The 20356-nt window shown below is 32.6% G+C and carries 20 protein-coding genes; 1 reads left to right on the top strand and 19 read right to left on the bottom strand.

Annotated features, from left to right (window positions below):
• Positions 1-96 precede the first annotated feature (96 nt).
• The 9 genes from OCU55_RS05515 to OCU55_RS05475 form a co-directional block, all read right to left on the bottom strand.
• Entirely contained in the window at positions 97-2403 is a 2307-nt protein-coding gene (locus OCU55_RS05515) for a putative bifunctional diguanylate cyclase/phosphodiesterase (protein ID WP_261851302.1), read from the bottom strand.
• A gap of 544 nt (positions 2404-2947) precedes the next feature.
• A complete protein-coding gene (locus OCU55_RS05510; RefSeq protein WP_261851301.1) occupies positions 2948-3706 on the bottom strand; it encodes a SagB/ThcOx family dehydrogenase in 759 nt (252 codons plus the stop codon).
• Between the two features lie 306 nt (positions 3707-4012).
• Positions 4013-4465 (bottom strand): GNAT family N-acetyltransferase, encoded by a 453-nt coding sequence (locus OCU55_RS05505; protein ID WP_261851300.1) that lies wholly within the window; start codon positions 4463-4465, stop codon positions 4013-4015.
• Positions 4466-4562: 97 nt separating this feature from the next.
• On the bottom strand, positions 4563-4856 hold the full coding sequence (locus OCU55_RS05500; protein WP_261851299.1) for a hypothetical protein: 294 nt from the start codon (positions 4854-4856) through the stop codon (positions 4563-4565).
• A gap of 480 nt (positions 4857-5336) precedes the next feature.
• Positions 5337-5690: a DnaD domain protein gene (locus tag OCU55_RS05495; protein ID WP_261851298.1), complete on the bottom strand. Its 354-nt coding sequence runs from the start codon at positions 5688-5690 to the stop codon at positions 5337-5339.
• Positions 5691-5966: 276 nt separating this feature from the next.
• Complete coding sequence (hepT, locus tag OCU55_RS05490) at positions 5967-6395, bottom strand: type VII toxin-antitoxin system HepT family RNase toxin (protein WP_261851297.1); 429 nt, start codon at positions 6393-6395, stop codon at positions 5967-5969.
• Positions 6385-6813, bottom strand: a complete 429-nt coding sequence (mntA, locus tag OCU55_RS05485) for a type VII toxin-antitoxin system MntA family adenylyltransferase antitoxin (RefSeq protein WP_261851296.1) — start codon at positions 6811-6813, stop codon at positions 6385-6387. Before mntA ends, hepT begins: the two co-directional genes overlap by 11 nt.
• A 295-nt stretch (positions 6814-7108) precedes the next feature.
• Positions 7109-7894, bottom strand: coding sequence for a histidinol-phosphatase HisJ family protein (locus tag OCU55_RS05480; protein WP_261851295.1), 786 nt, complete (start codon positions 7892-7894; stop codon positions 7109-7111).
• 241 nt (positions 7895-8135) lie between these two features.
• Positions 8136-8966 (bottom strand): DUF4351 domain-containing protein, encoded by an 831-nt coding sequence (locus tag OCU55_RS05475; RefSeq protein WP_261851294.1) that lies wholly within the window; start codon positions 8964-8966, stop codon positions 8136-8138.
• Positions 8967-9185: 219 nt separating this feature from the next.
• On the opposite strand from OCU55_RS05475, the gene OCU55_RS05470 reads away from it, so the two are divergent.
• Positions 9186-9326: a hypothetical protein gene (locus OCU55_RS05470; RefSeq protein ID WP_261851293.1), complete on the top strand. Its 141-nt coding sequence runs from the start codon at positions 9186-9188 to the stop codon at positions 9324-9326.
• A gap of 183 nt (positions 9327-9509) precedes the next feature.
• On the opposite strand, the gene OCU55_RS05465 is transcribed toward OCU55_RS05470, so the two are convergent.
• The 10 genes from OCU55_RS05465 to OCU55_RS05420 all read right to left on the bottom strand — a co-directional run bounded on the left by OCU55_RS05465 (position 9510) and on the right by OCU55_RS05420 (position 20188).
• Positions 9510-10487 carry an aldo/keto reductase gene (locus OCU55_RS05465; protein WP_261851292.1) on the bottom strand — a complete coding sequence of 326 codons (978 nt, stop codon included), beginning with the start codon at positions 10485-10487 and terminating at the stop codon, positions 9510-9512.
• 164 nt (positions 10488-10651) lie between these two features.
• Positions 10652-11866 carry an MFS transporter gene (locus tag OCU55_RS05460; protein ID WP_261851291.1) on the bottom strand — a complete coding sequence of 405 codons (1215 nt, stop codon included), beginning with the start codon at positions 11864-11866 and terminating at the stop codon, positions 10652-10654.
• A 206-nt stretch (positions 11867-12072) separates the two neighbouring features.
• Positions 12073-13398 carry an MATE family efflux transporter gene (locus tag OCU55_RS05455; protein ID WP_261851290.1) on the bottom strand — a complete coding sequence of 442 codons (1326 nt, stop codon included), beginning with the start codon at positions 13396-13398 and terminating at the stop codon, positions 12073-12075.
• Positions 13399-13406: 8 nt separating this feature from the next.
• Positions 13407-13988 carry a histidine phosphatase family protein gene (locus OCU55_RS05450; protein WP_261851289.1) on the bottom strand — a complete coding sequence of 194 codons (582 nt, stop codon included), beginning with the start codon at positions 13986-13988 and terminating at the stop codon, positions 13407-13409.
• Positions 13989-14003: 15 nt separating this feature from the next.
• Entirely contained in the window at positions 14004-14348 is a 345-nt protein-coding gene (locus OCU55_RS05445; protein ID WP_261851288.1) for a MerR family transcriptional regulator, read from the bottom strand.
• A 47-nt stretch (positions 14349-14395) separates the two neighbouring features.
• Entirely contained in the window at positions 14396-15208 is an 813-nt protein-coding gene (locus OCU55_RS05440; RefSeq protein ID WP_261851287.1) for an MBL fold metallo-hydrolase, read from the bottom strand.
• Between the two features lie 147 nt (positions 15209-15355).
• Complete coding sequence (locus tag OCU55_RS05435; RefSeq protein ID WP_261851286.1) at positions 15356-16237, bottom strand: LysR family transcriptional regulator; 882 nt, start codon at positions 16235-16237, stop codon at positions 15356-15358.
• Positions 16238-16507: 270 nt separating this feature from the next.
• Positions 16508-17623, bottom strand: a complete 1116-nt coding sequence (locus tag OCU55_RS05430; RefSeq protein ID WP_261851285.1) for an alpha/beta hydrolase — start codon at positions 17621-17623, stop codon at positions 16508-16510.
• Positions 17624-17791: 168 nt separating this feature from the next.
• Positions 17792-18688 (bottom strand): ROK family protein, encoded by an 897-nt coding sequence (locus OCU55_RS05425; protein ID WP_261851284.1) that lies wholly within the window; start codon positions 18686-18688, stop codon positions 17792-17794.
• A gap of 87 nt (positions 18689-18775) precedes the next feature.
• Positions 18776-20188: a glycoside hydrolase family 1 protein gene (locus tag OCU55_RS05420; protein WP_261851283.1), complete on the bottom strand. Its 1413-nt coding sequence runs from the start codon at positions 20186-20188 to the stop codon at positions 18776-18778.
• Positions 20189-20356: the final 168 nt, after the last annotated feature.

Here is a 20356-nt window from a genome sequence, read left to right as displayed (position 1 = left end):
ATCCAAAATATCAGATTTTAATGTTGAATCAATTAAGACCTCTAATTAACATGCACTTAACTGTTAACTAAAGGTCTTTAATTTATACTTTTTCTATTACTTTTCTTTCTTAATCCACTTTTCTTCGATATCACCTGCAGGCATAGGTTTTGCAAAATAGTAGCCCTGAATCTCATCACAGTCTAATTTTTGCAAGCACTCCCACTGCTCTTTGGTTTCAACTCCTTCAGCAATTACCTTGTTACCCTTCATTTTTGCAACGGAGATAACCATTTGGATAATAGCTTTGGAATAAAAATCGCTTTCTACATTGTCGATTAGTTCCTTTGCTATTTTTATACGATCAGCAGGAATATTTTTAAGATAATATAAAGAGGAATAACCTGTCCCAAAGTCGTCAATAGCTATAGAAACACCCAGTTTTTTAAGTTCCTTTAAGGTTTCTTGGATATTAATGCTGCTTTCAATCTGTATTGTCTCTGTTATCTCCACTTCAAATAATTCTGGCTTAATATCGTATTTTTTCAATATAGCTTCTAATCTATCAACAAAATCCACTTCCACTAATTGTTTTGATGATACATTTACAGCAATTCTGTAGTCATGCCCAGTTTTTTCTTTCCATAAAGCATACTGCTTTGCTGCATTTTCAATAATCCAGTATCCTAAGGGAACAATTATACCATTCTCTTCTGCTAAAGGAATAAAATCCAGAGGTGGAATAAAATTAGTACCACCTTCAAACCAGCGTATCAATGTCTCAAAACCAGATAAGCTACCATCCTTACAGTAGACCTGTGGTTGATAGTATAAAACAAATTCTTTATCGAATACTACTTTTTTAAGCTTAACCTCAATCATATGACTATTGTCAGTAATCTTTCCAATCTTGTCACTATAGCCCTGAACTCTATTGAAGCCTTTGTTACGAGCCTGCGTCATTGCAGCATCAGCATTTTTTATCAAATTATTTTCATCTAAAGTATCCCGTGGATAACATGAAGTTCCAATATTTAAAGTAACCCTTATACCATGGTTGTCTACAAAAAACAGTTCATTACATCTATCTATAATCTCCATTGCAATTTTTTCTGCAACTGCCTCTGCATCATAACCTTTTATCTTCACTGCAAATGTATCATCTCCATAAGTAGCAATAAAGCCACCATTTTTACTCACTATCTGATATAGAGCTTCAGATACATTTTTCAAAAGTTTTTCAGCAGTATCTTTACCGTATAAATATTTGATTGATTTGGACTTGTTCAGTTCTATATATAACAATGAAATTAATTCATCCTGTCGAAGATTTTTTAAACTTTTTGATAGCCTGGCTTCAAAATACCTTCTATTATATAGTCCTGTAACAAAATCAGTATTTAGTAGCTTAGTGATCTCCTCTGTTCTTTCCTTTACCTTTTTCTCTAATTCAAGTACATTCTTTTTTTCTAGTTCTAATAACTTCTCTTGAAAAAGACTTTTCTGAGTAAAATTAATAAGTACATAGTAAACAAGAAGTGCCATCACAAGTAATACAAAATACTCAATTTCATTTCTTTTAAAAATAAGAACTACTACTGGAACAAATAATATAAATAGTTCTACACCTAGCTTGCAGCATACTCTCTTTTTAGCTTTAACTGGTATTAAATCAGGCTTTTCTTTCTTTACTTTACCTTTTAAAACTGCTGAAGCTGCCATCAAGCTAAATGCAATAACATATGCGCCATCAACCCACGAGTTTGGTTTATAGTCTGAATAAAAATAAATATAATAATAAATAAAATCAGTAATGACAAATACAAGGGTACCTGCCACTATAACTCGATGGTGCAATGGTGGCTCTATTGTCCTTGTTGAAAATGCCCAAACATTGATCCATGCATATATGATAACATCAGTAATTAATGACGCCATTGATATTTTATCATTTAAAAGCAATACCACTTTATCACTATTTTGATCAAATACAAAAAGCCAAAGAAGCACTGCGATATTTACCGAAACAATTATAGCATCTAACATGGCTTGTATCTTATTCATCTTCTTTATGTCTTCACGTACTGCAACTGCCGTTGCCAAAAACAGAAAAAGATTTGTTAAAGAATACCCATAGACAGTAATGAAACTTTCTTCTGGATTGCTATGGAGCACCAAGGTCTGGATTCCCCACCAAATATCGCATAAAAACCATGAAAAAGCTGCTAAGGTAAGCAAAATTCCAAGCCATTTTAAAATGGCTACTTCCTGTTTCTTTACAAAGCCATAAAAAATAACGCATGAAATAACTAGCATCAGGACAGGCGATAACAAATCTCCAATCATATTATTATTTGTAATTATAGCGTATAAATACAGTAAATAAACTAACGTCAATACAGATATACAAATCCTTTTTTTCACACTATCACCCTCCTTTTAGACGTTAAGAGCCTTAAGGAAATATCTTCTTCATCTTATTTCCATTGTAACACAAATTTCCCCTTATTTCTTTTTAGAATTACAACGTTTTCTCCCCTTTATTATATAAATTCTTAGGTTTCCCCCCTGTACCTATAGCAAGGTATTCCACATTAATTTTAGGTTATGTCTAATAAAATTATTGAAATTAATTAGTTATGCAAGAGATGCTATATGAGCGAGCTATTATAATTAACCTCAACAAGGCACTTCAACTGTGCCTAACTTTAAAGACTTTTAAATATTACCTTCTTTATATTTTCGTCATAATTGTTACCATCTTTAATTAATTTCAACACATTAGCTTAAATCAGCTCTTTTTCATGTAACATAATTTGGTAAAAGGCTGTGTTATAATATGGATATATAAAAATGAAGCTGATGCAAATGAACTAAACTAATTCATTTTCCATCAGCTTCTTCTTTTCTGGATATTAAGTTTCAGTATTGTATTCATTTAACATTCAGTTATATCAACTTATCACAACTATACCTTACCAACTGCTGCTAAATAAATTACAAATTCGTCTTCTCCATCTAGTCCTAGCATATTATCAATTAACTTTTGATCATATATCCCAATTGCACAGGTTCCACATTTTATTGCCTCACTAGCAATATAAAGATTTTGACAAACATGTCCAACATCTATCAATATCTTTTTATGTGCTGTTATGTCAAACTTCCATTCAGCTCTATAAGGTATTGTACTCCACACAAATAGCACAGCACTTTTTGACGCAAAATTTGGAGCAAATGGTTGTCTTGGTGTTGCTTCATCAATTTTACTAGTCATTTCATTTATTTCATACATAAATAATAGTTTATGTCCTATAGGGATATATCTATATATACCTTTAGTAAGTCCTTGTACATTATTCACAATAAGATAGGTTTCAAAAGTATGGGATGCCCCGCCAGATGGTACAGTTCTTAGGCTTGCTGTATCATTTCCAATAAGCTTCTGAACCCCTTGTGTAGACCATAATAGGAAAGAAAGTTCTTCTAAACTAATGCTTTCTTCTGAATATTTTCTTACACTTCTCCTATCTTCAATGCATTCTAGTACATTGGATTTTACAAGTATATCCTTGCTTGGCTTAGGCAGGTCTATAAGCTTTGCATTCTCATCATATTCCTTCTGAAGAGGAGCCTTAGGTAATTTTTTCTGTGCGTCTGTCTTTATATCATCAAGAATCTCAAAATTGGCTTTTAAAAACTCCCTGTTTTTATCATATCGTCCCATTATTGCACTTCCTTCACTCTAAATTCATCTACAATTATACTTGTGTTATTTATAAAATGCCGTAACATTAATCACCTTAAAAATTTTCTTTATAATAACACTAAATATATAACAATGGATTATATGTAAATAACATTAAAATAATTTATTGGAAATGCTTGTACATTTCACTGGAATACAGATATGTGATTTTTGAACAAGTACTAACTAAGTTTCAATATAGGAAATCTCTAACACTTATAACTAGGGACAAGAGAAGCACTTTATCTTCCCTCAATATCTCTTTAATGAATTTTGCAAAACACATCATAAATTGGCAGAATATATCCGTGAACTACCTCCCCATGGATGATAGCCTGTACCAATATATTCAAATCCATACTTTTCATAATATCCTATATGATCTGTGCAGATATATACGTTAGAAAATCCTCCTAGTTTTGCATCTTTCTTCGCCTGTTCCAGCAGAAGGGATCCATATGCGTGTCCTCTGTACTCTTTTTCTATATATACAGCACAAACCCAAGGATATAAGTCCATACGACTGATAAAATCGTTTGTAATGAGACCAGCACAACCGATTATTTCATCATTTTCAACTAATAAATACCACTGTGGTAATGGATTTGAGGTAGTAATACAATTTGTTATACAATCCTCGTAAACCATAAGGCTTTCTTTTGAGGCCCATTTGCTTTGAAAATATTGAATTGCTCTATCTTTATATTCAGGGGATTTTCTTATAGATACAACCTCCATCTTTTTCACACCTTTCTTTTCGTAATAATACCAATAAGCTTATTGGAAATATTCATTTTAAGCATAAAGACCGAAGTAGTTTAACTCTATGTCACAATTACCTTAAAACATATGCTATAAACGCAATTAAGATTCCGATGATAAAGCTCATATCTACAGCAATATTCTTGTCCCCTTTGTCCTTTTTAAGCACTGATAGAACTTTTCCGATCAAAACTAAAAACATTGATATTCCAATGGATATCTTGGTAAAAGCTGAACTAAATGGCACATCGGTAATAACAACTATAGCTCCAGGAATTATTACAATCAAAAAAGCTATTAGATAAAATATAAGATTCAGATTTCTAAGTTTTACTTCTAAAATTAAATCCAACTTATTAAATTTCATTTTTCCACAACCTTCACACTAATGTACCATTTCGTAATAAAAACAGACTTCGGATCGAAGTGGTATATTTTTAATATCTTTTGCTGTATTTACTATTAACCGCCAACTATAAAATTAGGCGCTGTTAATGTATTGTGTTGAAATTAATTGGTTAATCATCCGACGCTTTAATGAGCTTACGCAAAGAATTAATATGATTTTTTCATATTCCATGGCTAAAACTGTAAACTCACTACGTTCGAACAGTACAGTTTTTTAACGCCATTCCATCTGACAAAATCATTTAATTCTAATAGCTCACTCATATAGCGTCTCCTGTATAACCAATTAATTTCAACAATATTATTAAACATAGCCTAACATTAAAGTTTTAGTTCTGTAAATAAATACTTATTTATATATATTTAACTATAAATCCCATTAGAAAGCAATGTACCCAACCTTAATAATATCTTCATCAAAAAGACTATTTAGCAAAGTCTAATTTTTCAAATCCCACCCCAGCAGTCTTTTCTCAAGATCATCGTAATCATATTGCCTTTGAGGATAGTCAGTAACCCTTAATGATTTTCCTGTTTGCTTTGATAACTTTGGCACATCTAAATCCTCTTCATCCTTTGGGTAGCCTTCCTTCTCCCAATTTCTTAATATCCCATTGATATAACCTATAGAAAACTTATCATAAGCTACAGCTTTATCTATTGCATGCTTTACATTAATTGCTTTATGCTGCTTGATTGAAAGCTTTAAATTACTTAAGTTAAGACCTTCCGAGCTTCCAGTAATGGTCATATAGTAGTCAGAGAGAGACTGAGCAGCTTCATCAAGATTCACTGAAGAATTATATTTATCATTAGCTTCTAAGGCTTCACTTTCTTCATGAAAATAAAGATATATTCTTAAACAAAGGTGTTTCCTTAGCAGCTAAGTATGGCGCCCAAATTACTCAAAGACAAACTACTAAATTTGATATAAAGTAATTTATTGAGTGGTAAATTTTAAAAAACAGCTTGAACATTTGTCCAAGCTGTTTTTTATGTTAAATTAAGAACTATTTATTTAGATTTTCAGATTAATTAAGTCTTATTAACAAACGTAAATCCTTAATCATTAATCAATATTGCCTAATGTACTAACTATATTACCTATAAATCTTTCAAAATCATCAATGTTATTTTGAACAATATCATATATCATCTCATCACTTATATTAAAATACATATGAACTATCCTATTTCTAAATCTTGCCATATTGAAATACACTGATACATCTTTATTATCTATAATTCCATTATCAGCTAATATTTGAAAATGCTCTTTATTATCTTTTGGCTTACCCCATCTATTCCTTGCAATTAAATGACTAGATATATCCAACATGGCTTCTATGGAAACTTGTAATAAATATTTTGCACTATCAACCTTTGTAAAATCCTCTAGAAACTCATTCTTACTAAACAATTTCAACCTTTTTAACTTATTTAAGCAAGTATTCATAAACATTAACTTTTGATCTATCTTATTCTTATCAAATTCCATTAATCTTTTTACTCCTAACACCATAACTTTCATAAAAATCTTGCGTAAATCTATCTAAATAATATTTTTCATCCCTATACCTATTAAAGGTTTCCTCCATAAAATCACAGACTTTATAATAATCCTTCTCGTATAAATTTCTTCCTTCATCTATGACCTTAAATTGTAATGTTATAGGTGCAGAAAGCAGGTTAATCGTATCAATATTGTCAAACTCGACTATTTCACTAATTCTACATGATATATCCATCTCATCCATAATTCCAATTGGCTTATCAAATAGTAATGCAATATCAATGTCACTATCTTCACTTTGATTTTCCGTTCCGTATGAACCTATAAACCATGCCGCTACAATATTTTCGTTACTTTTAAAATAATTCACCAAATCGTCTAGTTTTGCTTCAATATCAATCATGAATTCACCCCTTTCTAAACAAAATCAATATATTTCTTTTATAATCAAATTATTTTGGTATTTTAATTATAACCTATATTTACACTTCTTAAAATATACTTAAATAAAAGTTTAAGGTTTCGTCTACATCATCTCTTATATATAAATTTATTTAAATCAAGCTTTTGCCAGCATAATAAGAAAAAAGCTTGAACATTTGTCCAAACCAAACCTTATTCTCAATGGTTATACCAATACCATATTCATGTCCAGTGTTTCGTGATTAATGTTATATAGCATGATCTTCTGTATATTTTTATAGCTCATGAAAAGTTGGTTTCATCTTTTCAAAGGTACAGAACTTGGTGAATCCAATTTTCTTTAATTCACCCTTTATATAATCTATTTTATGTCCTACATGCTTGTCTTCATGGGTATCCGAGCCTATAGTAATAATATTTCCACCTAAGTCTTTATATAATCTCAATATGTCTCTCGATGGAGTTAAATCATTCAAGCCATATCTAAAACTTGAGGTATTTACTTCGATTCCCTTACCTTTTTCAATAGCAAGCTTTAGAATTTCAGTAATAATATCCTTTACCTTCTCAAAAGGATATTCTCCTTCTTCATCATATCTTTTTATCATATCTAAATGGCCTAAAATACTATAATTGTCGTAGTTTTTCATTACTTTTAATATTTCTTCATAATACTTTTCATTATACTCCTGCTGAGTTTTTCCTTTTTGAAAATCATATGTCCAAAACTCTTTATCATCTATCTGATGACATGAAAGTATCACGAAGTCAAAATCATATTTGTCAAAATCCTTTTGAAATTGGTCGATAGTATGAACCTGCATACCGAATTCAATTCCAAGTTTTATAGCTATTTGATCTTTATATTTTTCTTTGCATCTTTTAAATTCTTCTACATATTTTTCATAATCACAATTTAAATCAGTCTTAACGCCATGATCTACATGCTCCGTAAAGCATATTTCATCAAGTCCTATAGCTATAGATTTCTTTACAGCATCCTCCATTTCATAATCAGAATCATCACTAAAACTAGTGTGCATATGATAATCAGCTAACATAAAATCTTCCCCCTTTGTCTACAATTAATACTGTAAGTAGTATGCCAAGGCTACTGCATCATTGTCATAATCATAAATTTCTTTGAGCCCATATTTTAAATATAATCTATAGTCAATCAAAATTAAAGGATTAAGTATGGCATAAAATGTTTTATTAAACTACCACTATAAAAAGACAGCTTGAACACTTGTCCATGCTGTCTTTTACGCATATGCAGTTTTAACTATAAAAAGCAGTATACTACAAATACTTATTCAAATCCTCTAAGGATTCCAAATCAAATATTTCAGTAATAATAATATCTAAAGTTGCCATCGGCAGTTTTCTTACCTTTTCTTCGTATCCAGTTGGAAGCTTTTTAAACTTCTTTACTAATAACTTTATAAGAATTTCTGTTTTTTCTGCTTCCTTACCTACTTCTATACCTTCTTTTAATCCATCTTCTCTAATCATTTTTCCTATATCAGTCATACTAAATACCTCCTTAAATCTAATTTTAGAAATACTATCTCCAAATTTATCAAATAGTGCATACAATAAGGTTAAGCACTGTAATTTTGTATCATCTTCTTCAATTGAATTAGCAAGTTCAATTCCTTCCAGTGACCTTTGACTCTTACTAATTTTACTTTTCATCAAAGGAATAAAACTTAAAGTTAATATATCTTCACTATCTAGCTTTTCTTTATTTCTTATTTTATTTTTTAGCATTTGAAGCTTTTCATCACCATTCAAATTTTTCATATAAAATGCTTCAATATCGTATTTTATACTACCTGCATCAATATGCACCTCTGCATCATCTATATCTGCTGAATAAATCACTACTGTTCTTACTTTTCTTTTTTCCTTGTAAAATAATGACGCATCGTAATATAAAAATCTTTTAATATCTTCTTTCTTATCAGTGGTTTGAAATTCAAAATGTAGATATCCACCATCTTCTGTGTGAAATAAATAATCAGTGTAATTAGTCTTAATATCAACATTTTTGATTTCAGTTTCTGCTGGTGCAGTTATTTTAGTATTAATACCAAAAAACTTTACAGCGTTGTCTTTAAAGAATTCCATGGCTTTTTTAAAAACCGCGTCTTCAATCTTATTATAATCCTTTTTACGCCTTCCATTCTACTGCTTTATATATGATATTATTTCCAGAAAAAAAGAATATATGCAAACAAACGTTCGTCACAAAAGTAAAACTTTTTATAAAAATATTTTCAAAAAAACTGTTTTCCTTCTGATGAAAGTATATATACCTTATGAGAACGAAAAAAGGAGGTAAACAAAATGGTAGTAAACAAAGTTTTAGAAACAACTTCTTTTTATATAGAAGTTAAAGATATATTCTTAAACAAAGGTGTTTCCTTAGCAGCTAAGTACGGAGCTCAAATAACTGAAAGACAAACTACTAAGTTTGATATAAAGTAGTTATTATAGTCACTAATATGCAAAAACAGCTTGAACACTTGTCCAAGCTGTTTTTTAGTTGCCTCTTATCATAGAATTACTATAGAGAATTCTCTTTTATCTCCATTTCTCAGTTAACACCTCTGTTCGATTAGTTTCGTGTGAAGGAGTTTTTGCAAAGCAGAATTTTCCCCAATACTAAAATTAATTATGCCCAATTATTACATGTGGTACATATGGTTCTTCTAAGTACGCAATTTCTTCAGGTGTAAGCTTAACTGAAATAGCTCCAACTGCATCTTCAAGCTGTGAAATCTTTGTGGCACCTATAATAGGAGCTGTTACTGGTGATTTGTGAAGTAGCCAAGCAAGAGCTACATGTATACGAAGAATGCCTCTTTTTTCTGCAATCTCAGCAACCCTGTCTACTACTAATTTGTCTGCACTAGCAGTAGAATCATATTTTGATCTAGCAACCGCGTCTGTTTCTAAGCGTTTAGTAGTTTCTGACCAATCACGTATCAGCCTTCCTGATGCCATTGGACTGTATGGAGTAACTGCTATTTTTTCTTCTCTGCAAAGAGGTAGCATCTCCCTTTCCTCTTCTCTGTATATAAGGTTGTAGTGATTCTGCATAGATACAAAACGAGTCCAGCCATGTTTTTCAGCTACATGAAGTGCCTTTTGGAACTGCCATGCATACATAGCTGAAGCGCCTATATATCTAGCTTTACCAGCTTTCACAATGTCATGTAAGGCCTCCATAGTCTCTTCTATAGGAGTATTGTAGTCCCAACGATGAATAATATATAAATCTACATAGTCTGTTCCAAGACGTCTAAGACTATTATCAATCTCGCTCATTATTGCTTTTCTAGAAAGCCCAGAGCAATTTGGTCCTTCATGCATCTTTCCATGTACCTTTGTTGCTATAACAACTTCATCACGATTTGCATAATCCCTTAGGGCTTTTCCAACAATTTCTTCGCTTCTTCCAATTGAGTACACGTTGGCAGTATCAAAAAAGTTTATACCAAGCTCAAGAGCCTTTTTAATAATAGGACGGCTGTTATCCTCATCAAGTACCCATTTATGAATCCATTTGTCATCTCCAAAGCTCATGCAGCCAAGACAAAGCTTTGACACATCCATACCAGTGTTTCCAAGTTTAACATATTCCATATTTACATTCCTCTCTTTCTAAATCTTTATTAATCCTTTTCTTTTTTACGATACCTTTATACCAATTGAGAAAGTGCGAAGATTAAATCATTTATCATACTATCTACAAGTGCTTTTAAAACTTTCATCATGTGTGATATTGCTTTATCAACGCTAGATAAATCCTAATTTTCTAATTGCTCTAGATCAAGCTCTTCATTACTTAACGTTGTCATGGTGGATAAGTTTGTGTGTCCAAAAGCTGCTAATGCTACACAGGCAGCTAATACAACAGCAATAGCTCCAACCCAGCTTATTGCAATTATGGAGAACCCTCTAAGTACAATTCCTCCAATTCCAGCACCTGCTGCAAAACCAAACTGTACAAAGGTGCTATTAAGACTTAGCATGATGCCAGATGCTTCTGGAGCAACTGATATTAAATTAAAATTGAAAGTCGGTCCACAGATCCATGCAGCTATAGCCCATATCATGAGCAATGGACATATTAATACTACAGTTTTAGGAACAATTGATATTAAAATTAATGCAAAAGCTTGTATAGCCATACCTCCTACTAGAGTACTTCTAGCCCCTAGCCGATCTGCATAAAATCCCCCAAGCTTTGCCCCAACCACACTAGCTATTCCTAATCCCATCAATATTATGCTCATTTTCCCTTCAATTAATGGCATCAAGCCGATTAAAAACGGAGTTATATAGCTATTTACTACGGAGTAGCTTATAAACATGAAAAACGCTGCACCGAGATACATGGCTATTCTTGGCTTCTTTAGATAGGCCAATTGATTACCAAGTGGGATAGGTGCTTCAGCTTTAGAAGTTGGGATGTACATTATTGCAGCTATCATTGCCAAAATAATAAAAAATCCTATTGCCCAAAATATACTCTTCCAACCATATGAATTTGCTACAACACGACCTATAGGAACACCTATTACCAGTGATGCACTAGATCCCATTGATAGGTTTGACATCGCTCTTGCCAAACGCTCTGGTGGAGCCAGCTTTGCAACTATCGAATATGCACTTATTCCGTAAACGCCCATCCCTATACCAAGCACTATACGAGAAACCATCAAAAAGCCAAAGCCTGGAAGGACTACTGTTGAAAATGTACTGAGTAATATGGCAGTTAGCCCCATAAGTAACCTCTTACGTCCATCCATCTTTGCAGTAATCATGATAATAACTGGTGTGCCTATAGCACCAGCTAAAGAAAATGCAGTACCAAGTTGTCCTGCTGTAGATATGGGTACTCCTACTGATACTGCAATTTTATCTAGTATTCCGCCAATAACAAACTGCAAGGTACCAGATAAAAAACTGATAAAAGTCAGCAAGTAAATTTTCCATGTATTGTTTATCTTATTATCCATTTTCTTTTATGCCCCCCGTACATTTAGGTTTAGATAACCTATCCCCAATATCATTGCTAACATCAATCCTTTGTTGAAAACTGTGATAAATTTAATCTATCACCTTCGTGTAGCACGAAGTCAAGAAATTTTAGTTAATTTAAATTCCCCCAATTAGCTTATAGGTGTAAAGAATCTGAAATAGTAGAACATTTCATTATTATCTACTATATAACCTTAAACTCTTTCCATTTGCCACTCTTAAACCTAACAATATATATAATAGAACGAAGCATCCAGTCAAAGCCCATAGCGACCCAAATTCCTATAACTCCCATCTTAAATGCAATACCAAGAATATACCCAAGAGCTATACGCAAAATAAACATTGAACCAATAGAAACTATCATGGTAAAGCGTACATCCCCTGAAGCACGTAGCCCGTTTGGAAGAGTAAAGGCAAGTGGCCACAAAAAAATTGCAAAGCAGTTATGAATCACTACAAGTATATAAGTTAAATGACGAACTTCTGGAGACAAGGTATATAAGCTTAAAAGCATAGGAAGCAATGTAATTTGAGCCAAACTAATAATAAGTGTTCCTATATAGCTGACCTTTGTAAGCCTCTCATTGTAGTAAGAAGCTTGCTCATAATCACCTGCCCCCACACATTGGCCAACCACTGTTACTATTGCAAGATTCATTGCTGTTGCAAAGCTGATGGCTATACCAACCAAGCTATTGGTTATGCCATTTGCAGCAATTTGAGTTGTACCAAACAGTGCAATAATACTAACAAGGAGAACACGACCTAATTGAACTATACCATTTTCTAACCCATTAGGAATTGCTATATTTAGGATTCTTTTTATCATGCTTCCCTGCCATGAAAAAATCTCAGAGAAGCGAATAAATATCTCATTGTTTTTATTTAATGATAGATACATCATAATAACTGCGGCAATACCTCTAGCAATAAGTGCAGCAAGAGCAATCCCCACAACTCCAGTATGAAACACAAATATACCAATTGCATTTAGCGCTACATTAGTTACATTCATAACTATGGAAATAGTCATAGGAATGCGTGAATTACCCATTGACCGGAACAATGCAGCGCAGGAATTGTATACGGCTAAAAATGGATATGATAATCCTGAAATAACAAAATAGGTAATGGCAGCAGTCATAACATCCTTGTCTACTCTACCAAAGAGGGTGTATAGAAGTGGTTTATTAAATAGTAGTACAGCTAGCATGATTCCAGTAGAAATAACTGTTGTAACGGTTATTAATTGACTTGCGGCAAAACATGCTTGTTCCTTTTCTTTACGCCCAATATACTGTGAAACTACCACTGCTCCACCTGTAGCAAGTGCAGCAAGAACATTTATGAGTAGCATGTTAATCATATCTATCAAAGATACCCCTGAAACAGCTGCTTCTCCAGCATAAGAAACCATCATTGTTCCAATTATACTTACTGTGATAATAAGAATTTGGTCTAGAAATAGAGGAATAATTAGTTTCTTTAGTGCTCTATTTGAAAACATATAACACCTCAACTTTCGCAATGTCTTATAACTTCTCTTAATTTAAATTGTTTATTTTCATATTCATATATAAAAATACAGCAGTTTGTAAATCCTTTCTCTAATTCCTCCATAGGGTCTTGAAGCGCTCTTAAAAAATTGAAACAAGCTCCGCTGTGTGACACTGCTAAAACACTCTGGTGATCTTCCTTTGCCATTATCTCAGTTAGGGTTTTCATCATTCTATCTCTTACAGTATTTGAGGACTCACCTCCGTATGGCAAATAAAATGTTTCGCATTCTTTAGGAGTTTTTGGATTTAAATCTTCACTTTCACCTTCAAAAGTACCGTAATACATTTCTTTCAATCCCTTTAGTCTTGTGTAAGGTATATTGTTTTCAGTTACTATCTCCAAGGTATCAGCACATCTTTCAGATGTGGAACAATAGGCATGATCAAAAGTTATCTTGTTAGACTTAAAATATCTTCCTGCAGTTTTTGCTTGTTCTACACCCTTATCAGTTAGTGGAGAATCAGACCATCCCTGAATTTTTCGTCGTAAGTTAAAAAGAGTTTGTCCATGTCTCATTAAATATAATATTTTTGCCATTTTATTATCTCGATATTAATTATTTTTTATCTTGTATATTAGATAGTCTAAAGAATCTAAATTCTTATGTTTATGATGTATTTCATCTAATAGTTTCTGCCTCTGTTGTTTCAAGATAAAGATTCTTTCATCATTTGAGATTTCATCTTGCTTTGACAATTCCATATACTTTAAAATTAATTCATTGATCAGTCCTGCATTTTTTAAGGTAATAATCATACTAAGATCTTTAATATCTTTGTCCTCATATTCTCTAACCCCATTAATTCTTTTCACATGATCAAATAATCCTATTTTTTCATAATATCTTAATGTTGGAATAGAAATATTGAACTTTTCACTTACTTCTTTGATCTTCAATCTCATACCTCCCTTTAAAAATGTCAAACCTTATTTCAATATGTTTTTCAATTTAATCTAGTAAGAGCAAAAGCCTCACCAGGTGCTAGCACATAAATTCGTTCTGGATTTTCGACAAGTCCATATAAATCCTTTGGATCAGCATTGAATGCATCCATATTTGGAGCATCTACACTCCCCCAATGAGAAAGTAATAATGGAGTATTAGGATAAGCATTTGCCAGTTTAATAGCGCCTTGAAGTCCAATATGCCATGAGTTATCAGAGAAATCAAAAATAATTGCGTCCGGTGTTGGCATCTCTAGATGTTCAGGTAGTAATCGAGAATCACCAGGAATCCATATAGTACCGTCCGGAGTTTCTAACCAGAAGCCGCAGTAGTCTTCAAATTTAAACACTCGAGCATATTTCTTTTTTTCATTTTGCCAAGCATGATCCGCAGGTGTTAAAGTAACTTTAATAGTTCCTACTTCAAAAACTTCTCCAATATCATGTCCAAATCCAGGCAACTTTTCTTCATTCATTAATTCCGATACATAATGTGGAGCGTGGTATTCTTTACAAACATTAGCAAGCTTCTTGCAAGTAACTCTACTAAAATGATCATTATCGCAATGAGTCACAAATACCCCATCTAAATGAGGCACATTTTCAGGTAAAATTGGCATGTCTATAAGTAGTGGCAAATCGAACCCTTCTAAAAGAGGATCAATCATAATACAAGTTCCTTTACTATTAACGAATGTTCCTGCATTTCCTAGCCAGCGAATAATAGTTTTATCTGACAGAGCAAATGCTTCTGCTCCAAATATTTGTGTCTTCGGTGCATGAGCTTGATTTTTAGCTTCTAATTTACTCATATATATCCCCTCACTTTATTTTAAAAAATTAACTATATCTATATTTTTATACCTTCATTTGAAATAAAAAAATGTAGGTCCCCATCTGGTTACCTACATCTTATCTTAAATAACAAAGTATTTCTAATACCTATTCTACATCTTCAATTATGCTTTTAAAGCATTGATAATCTGTTCAATAAATTTTGTTGTGGCAGTAGAAAATACTTGGTGTTTCTTCCATACTATAACCGTTCCTGTTTCCAATTTAGGATAGAAAGGTTTAAAGCATAGATTGGTTTCTTCATTTATATTAACTAACTTGTCGAAACATATGGCATACCCCAGTCCCTCTTCCACCATAATTGCTGCATTATAAATAAGGTTATAAGTTGCAATGATATTGAGTTTTTCATAGTGTGCACCAAACCAGTTTTCAATTTCATTTTGAACAATAGAACGCTTAGTATTTATAATTGACATATTAGTAAGATCTTCCGATTTTATATACTCCTTTTCAGCCAAAGGACTGTCTTTGGGCATTAGAACTCCCCATGTTTCCTTATTAGGAAGTCTAATAAAATCATATTTTTCGATATTAACAGGCTCCGTGAGTAAACCGATATCTATAAGTCCTTTATCAATTCTTTCCTTAATATCATCAGCATTGCCACTATATAGATTATATTTTACCTGAGGATGTTCGCTATTAAACTTCTTAATCATACCTGCAAGAACATGCATGGCATGAGTTTCGCCAGCACCTATAAATATCTCACCGCCAATAAGGTTATCCTGTCCAATAAATTCCCTTTCTGTCCTGTCAGCTAAATCCACAATTTCCTCTGCTCTTCTTCTTAGTAGCATCCCTTCATCAGTAATAGTTATCTTAGACTTTCCTCTTATAAATAATTGAACTCTTAATTCTTCTTCCAGCTGCATCAACTGACGGGATAAGGTTGGCTGAGTGATATGTAGTATTTCTGCGGCTTTAGTAATACTTTCTTCCCTTGCCACTGTTAAAAAATATCTTAATACTCGTATCTCCATATTTGATTCTCCATATATCTTTATAAGTCAAAATCACTTTTATTAATATTATAGCTTTTTTACAGGTAATTTAAAATAAGACGCTACTTAAGAATATTGTTGAAATTATACACTGCTTTAATAATGCCTAAAATAAAAATGGAGCAAGTTAACTTTAAGTTATAATTTTTTCTTAAATATAATACACAATCATACTAGCGCCTTCAGATTAAATAATCGCCCAAAACTTAAAGTACCCTATAGAAATTACTCTATAAGGTACTTTTTTACTTAAAGATTTTTCATAGCATTTGCTATTTCAATACATAAATCCTCTGCTTGAGCAACATGTCCAAGTTTATCTATAAAGGCATGAGTCATCCCTTTATAACGGAATACTGTAAAATCAACCCCTGCATCTGAAAGCTGTTTTGCATAAAACTCTGTATGCAAGCGCAAACCATCAAATTCTGCCCCAGCTAAAATAGCCTTTGGAAGATTTGCATGGGATTTCGCAAGCATAGGACTTACATATGGATTATAAATATCCTCTTTATTTGAAATATAGTTTTGAAGGAACATATCGTCCTCAAATTTTATCGGTCTTCCAAGTCCAATACAGTTTTTTATAATGTGCTTTTGCTCCTCACACATTTCAAAGAAATCCTCACTCCACTGGTATCCCTCTACCTTAGCATCTGCCATTGTTACTGCTGGATATATTAGTACCTGCATTGCAAGTTTTGGAGTTCCTAAATCTCTTGCCTTTAGGCATACTGCCGCAGTATAGTTACCTCCAGCACTGTCTCCTCCAATGCAAATTTTATTAGCGTCTATTCCATAAGCTTCTGCATTATCGTAAACATACTTCACAGCAGAATAATTGTCATTCAGCCCATTTGGAAATGGTTTTTCAGGTGCTAGGGAATAGTCAATATTAAATACCACTGCATCTGCAAGCTCTGAAAGTAATTTACAGAAATTTTCTACTGTATAAACACTTCCACCTATCCATCCACCACCATGGATGAATACGAAGGCTGGGCGTTTTTTATTTTTTTCAGTTTTTCTTGGATAATACCTCCACAATCCAACTTTATTTTCGTCAAAGGTTAACTCTTCAAATTTTGTATGAATTTCAACTGTATTTAAATTATAATTTGGGAATCCCATACTATCCCTAATTGCTGAAATCATCATTTCCTTTGAAGTTGGTTCTGCAGCTTTATCTTCTCCCCCTACGTTTGTTGCCCAAAACTTTTCCATAAGATCTAATTCAAGTGGATCTAAATATCCTTCTCTATCTTCCCCTGGAATTGGCTTTACAACAACCTTAATTCCATTATTATCTATAATAGAAGTTTCCTTCTGAAGTCTTTCAATGGCTTTCTCATCATATTTTCTCAATTTATATACCTTCCTTTAAATATGTTGTTTTTAGCTGAATTTCATAGATTTTTACTTTACTGCCCTTTATAGAGTTCCTAGCTCAACTATTAATTTATACATGCTAAAATTCATAGGTGCGTGATTTTCGAACAAGTATAAATTAAGTTTCGACATAGTAACTCTTTATTAATTTCTAGTAGTCATAAATACAGATAATGCACCAATTAAATTGGAATCATTATTGAATCTACATCTGACCACTTGAGGTTTTGCCATAATGTAAGGCAAACTATCTGCTATCCAATCTATATTTTTTTGGATATATTCAAATAGTATATCTTGCTTGCTTATGCCACCGCCGATAGCTATTTTTTCCGGATCATAAATATGCTGCAGGTTATGTAGCTGTACTGCAAGCTTAAAACAATAGTCATCAAGTATTTCAAGCACTTTTTTATCTCCATTATTGGCATACTCAAATACTTTATATCCGTCAACCTCTTCTTCATTAAGCTTTTTTGCTTCAGCTACTAGCTTACATAATCTTGGTACTCCAGATTGAGCTCCGAGAAATCTTGAAAAGTCTTTCTTTTTTCCATCATTATCAGCAATAATGAAACTAAACTCTCCAGCCACAAATTGTTTTCCTTTATGCAATTTTTTATCTTTTATAATACCGCCACCAATACCAGTGCCTAAAATAACTACAATACCATCATTGCAATCACTAAGATTACCTCTCCATGCTTCTGCTAAGGCGGCACACTTACCGTCATTTTCTACTGTTATTCTTACAGGGCAGCGTTTCTCTATGATAGATACAATATTCTTATTGCAATTATATTCTAGCGCTCCTCCAGTATATAAATAACCTCTTTCACTATCAATACGACCTGGCATGCTCATAGCAATCCCTGAAATTTTGTCTTTGTATTTATCATATATTGAACCAATAACATCCACAAAATGTTCTATTGAGTCCTTAGGTGTTGGTAATGATCCTTTTTCAATAAATTGTGCACTATCATTCATAAGTGCATACTTAATTGCAGTACCACCTACATCGATAACTAAAATCTCCATAAAATATTCCTTCCTAAATTGCGAGCTATTTACTTCATTTAAAAGAAACTCTTCCAAAATAATTAAAGAGCTTCTTTTGCAATTAACTTATTCTAATTTTTCTCCGTTACTGCTGATTACATCTTTATACCAATAGAAGCTTTTCTTTTTAATTCTCTTCAAATCCTTTAAATCAAATTCATCACGATTAACATAAACAAAACCATAGCGCTTTGTACAACCTTCATGTGTGCTTACAAGATCGATTGCAGACCATGGACAATAACCGAAAAGTTTTACACCATCGGTAATTGCAAGTCTTGCCTGCTCAATATGCTTACGAAGATAATCTATACGATATTCATCATCAATAATATCTCCCTCTTCAACCTTATCATAAGCACCTAAACCATTTTCAGTAACTATTAATGGCAGATCATATCTTTCATTTATTTCACGAAGTGTATTTCTGAAACCAACAGGATCAATTGGCCATCCAAACTCAGTTTTTGGTAGTCCAACACTTTCCGCAGCCTTAAACACTCCTCCTTCTGCAAAGGCACGCTGCTGGTCTGCTTTTGATTTATCATTCATATCCTCTTCCTTGTTTTCAGCAACGGTCATTGTTGAGTAGTAATTAAATGCGATAAAATCTGGCTTTCCAGCTTTTAAGACTTCCATATCTCCATCTTCTATGACTGGAGTACAGCCCTTTTTCTCCATATAACTCCAAGCAACACTATTATATCTTCCATATACAGCTGCATCTAAATACAGCCAATTTCTTATAGATGAGAAATTTGAAGCTGCTAGGATATCTTCTGGTTTTGATGTAGCTGGGTAAACCGAGGAAATATTAGGTGCTGGACCTATCTTAGCACTCGGACACATATCATGACATAATTTCATTGCTTTTGCTTGTGCAAGCAGCATATGATGATTCTGCTGATATAGCTTCTTTGCTGGATCTTCTCCATCTTCCCCTGCAGTTCCTAAGATAGCTCCAAATAAAATCATCATATTTTGTTCATTAATTGTGAGAAAATACTTAACCCTATCACCGAAAGACTCGAATACAACTTTAGAGTAATTTTCAAAGGCATCTATAGTTTCTCTATTGGACCATCCACCCTTTTTTTCAAGTTCATATGGTAAATCAAAATGATACATTGTTACAATTGGTTCTATGCCGTATGATAATAACTCGTTGATTACATTATTATAGAAGTCTATTCCTTTTTGATTTATTTCACCTATTCCATTTGGCAATATTCTTGTCCACGCTACAGAAAATCTAAAAGCTTTAAAGCCCATTTCTGCAAATAACTTTATATCTTCTTTATAATGATGATAAAAGTCACTTGCTACTTTAAAATCTGTAGTCCCTTCAGGGTATTTGCCTACGTCTTGAACAGAAAGACCTTTTCCATCTTCGTCCCATGCTCCTTCAACTTGATAAGCCGAAGTAGATGCCCCCCATAAAAAATCCTCAGGAAAATCTTTTAATGTTTTGTAATTCATTGTTAACTACACCAACCTTTATTTTGAATTTTTATTTAATCTACACTTCTTCAAAATCTATTTATATAAATATATGACTTCAGTTTAAAACTTATATTTTGAAAGTATAATCTCAGAACACATATGTGCTTTGAAAATAATTTTCGAGTTGAAGTTATGCGTATTTTT

It is taken from the genome of Clostridium folliculivorans (genome assembly GCF_024341905.1).
Taxonomy (GTDB): Bacteria; Bacillota; Clostridia; order Clostridiales; family Clostridiaceae; genus Clostridium_AR; species Clostridium_AR folliculivorans.
Note: the sequence above shows the minus strand (reverse complement) of the source record. Positions and strands in the feature narration are given on the sequence as shown.